This is a genomic window from Kitasatospora putterlickiae (genome assembly GCF_039527695.1).
Lineage (GTDB): Bacteria > Actinomycetota > Actinomycetes > Streptomycetales > Streptomycetaceae > Kitasatospora > Kitasatospora putterlickiae.
Map to the genome: position 1 here is coordinate 20,223 of NZ_BAAAKJ010000313.1, position 1,842 is coordinate 22,064.

The window sequence follows — 1,842 nt, forward strand, 5'->3', positions numbered from 1 at the left end:
ACGCCTTACCGGGCGGCGCCGCCACGGTCACCGTGGTCACCGGCGCCGGCGGGGTCGGCAAGAGCGCGCTGGCCCTGCACGTGGCCCACACCGTGCGGGAACGGTTCGGCAACGGCCAGCTGTACGCCGACCTCGGCGGGCGGGACCACCCGGCCGAGCCGATCGAGGTCCTCACCCGGTTCCTGGTGGACCTCGGGGTGCCCGAGGCGGAGGTGCCGCCCACCGAGGAGGAGGCCGCCCTGCTCTACCGCTCGATCACCGCCGACCGCCGGGTCCTGGTGGTGCTGGAGGACGCCCGCAGCGCCGCGCAGGTGCGCCCGCTGGTCCCCGGCTGCCCGGACAGCCGGACGCTCGTCACCAGCCGCGACCGGCTGGCCGACCTGGACGGCGCCCACATCGTCACCCTCACCGCGTTGGACGAGGCGGCCTCGCTGGACCTGCTCGGCTCGATCGTCGGCCGCCGCCAGCCGGAGGCGGAGCCGCGCGCCGCCCGGGCGGTGGTGCGGTACTGCTCGGGCCTGCCGCTGGCGGTGCGCATCGTCGGCGCCCGCTTCCTGGGCCGCCCGCACTGGGACCTCGACACGCTGGCCCGGCGGCTGGCGGGAGCGCCCCGGCTGCTGGACGAGCTGCGGATCGGCGACCTGGGGGTGCGCGCCGGTCTGGAGGCCGGCTACCGCGCGCTGCGCGAGGACGCGCAGGTGGCGCCCGAGCTGCCCGATCCGGCGGCGGCGCTGCGGCTGCTCGGCGCGGTGGGCGCGGAGGACGTGGACGCCACCGCGCTGGCCGCGCTGCTGGACTGCGCGCCGTCGGCGGCCGAGGCCGTGCTGGAGGCACTGGCCGACGCGCACCTGGTGCGGGCCCGCGGCGGCGGCCGCTACCACCTGGACCACCTGCTGAGGGCCTACGCGCGGGAGCGGGCGCTGGCGGAGGGCTACCCCGAGCGGTCGGCGCAGGCGAAGTGCGGCGGGCCGGCCAGGGCCCACCGGCACGGCGCGGGCAGGCCGGTCGGGCCCGGCCGCCCTGATCCGCAGCGGGTCGGCTCGTGACGCCCGGCGGCGGGCGGCGGCCCGCTCCGACGTGCCGGACGCATCCGGACCTGCGCCCGTCCGACCCTTCGACGCCCTGAACCCTTCGCCCCTTCGCCCTTCCGACCCGTTCGATTGAGGAGTCCCATGGCCCAGCAGGTGGCAGCCACCGATGAGCTGCTCGACTACATCCGGCACGTCTCGCTGCGGGACGAACCGCTGCTCGCCGAACTGCGCGCCGAGACCGCCGGGCTGCCGGCCGGCGAGGCGATGCAGGTGATGGCCGAGGAGGGGCAACTGCTGGCGCTGCTCGTCGGGTTGACCGGCGCGCGGACGATCCTGGAGATCGGTACCTTCACCGGTTACAGCACCCTCTGCATGGCCCGCGCCCTGCCGCCCGCCGGGACGCTGGTGACCTGCGACATCACCGACCGCTGGCCCGCGATCGGCGCCGACTACTGGGAGCGCGCGGGGGTGGCGGACCGGATCGAGCTGCGGATCGGGGACGCCGTGGAGACCCTGGCGAAGCTGGCGGCGGAGCGCGGCCCGGACTCCTTCGACCTGGTCTTCATCGACGCCGACAAGGTCAACTACCCGCGCTACTACGAGGATTCCCTGGCTCTGCTGCGGCCGGGCGGGTTGCTTGTGGTGGACAACACGCTGTTTTTCGGCCGGGTGGCGGACCCGTCCCACCAGGACGCCGACACCCTCGGCGTCCGGGAGCTGAACGCCGCGCTGCACACCGACGAACGGGTGGAGATCTCCCTGCTGGCGGTGGCCGACGGCATCACGCTGGTCCGCAAGCGCCCGTAGCGCA

At 75.7% G+C, this 1,842-nt stretch carries 1 protein-coding gene and 1 pseudogene; both read left to right on the forward strand.

Going from position 1 to position 1,842, the window contains the following annotated elements; genetic code table 11:
- Window positions 1–1,046, forward strand: a pseudogene (locus tag ABD308_RS29765) (NB-ARC domain-containing protein); the annotation flags it as partial.
- Window positions 1,047–1,172: 126 nt separating this feature from the next.
- Window positions 1,173–1,838 (forward strand): O-methyltransferase, encoded by a 666-nt coding sequence (locus ABD308_RS29770; RefSeq protein ID WP_344341638.1) that lies wholly within the window; start codon window positions 1,173–1,175, stop codon window positions 1,836–1,838.
- The last annotated feature ends 4 nt before the right edge of the window (window positions 1,839–1,842 follow it).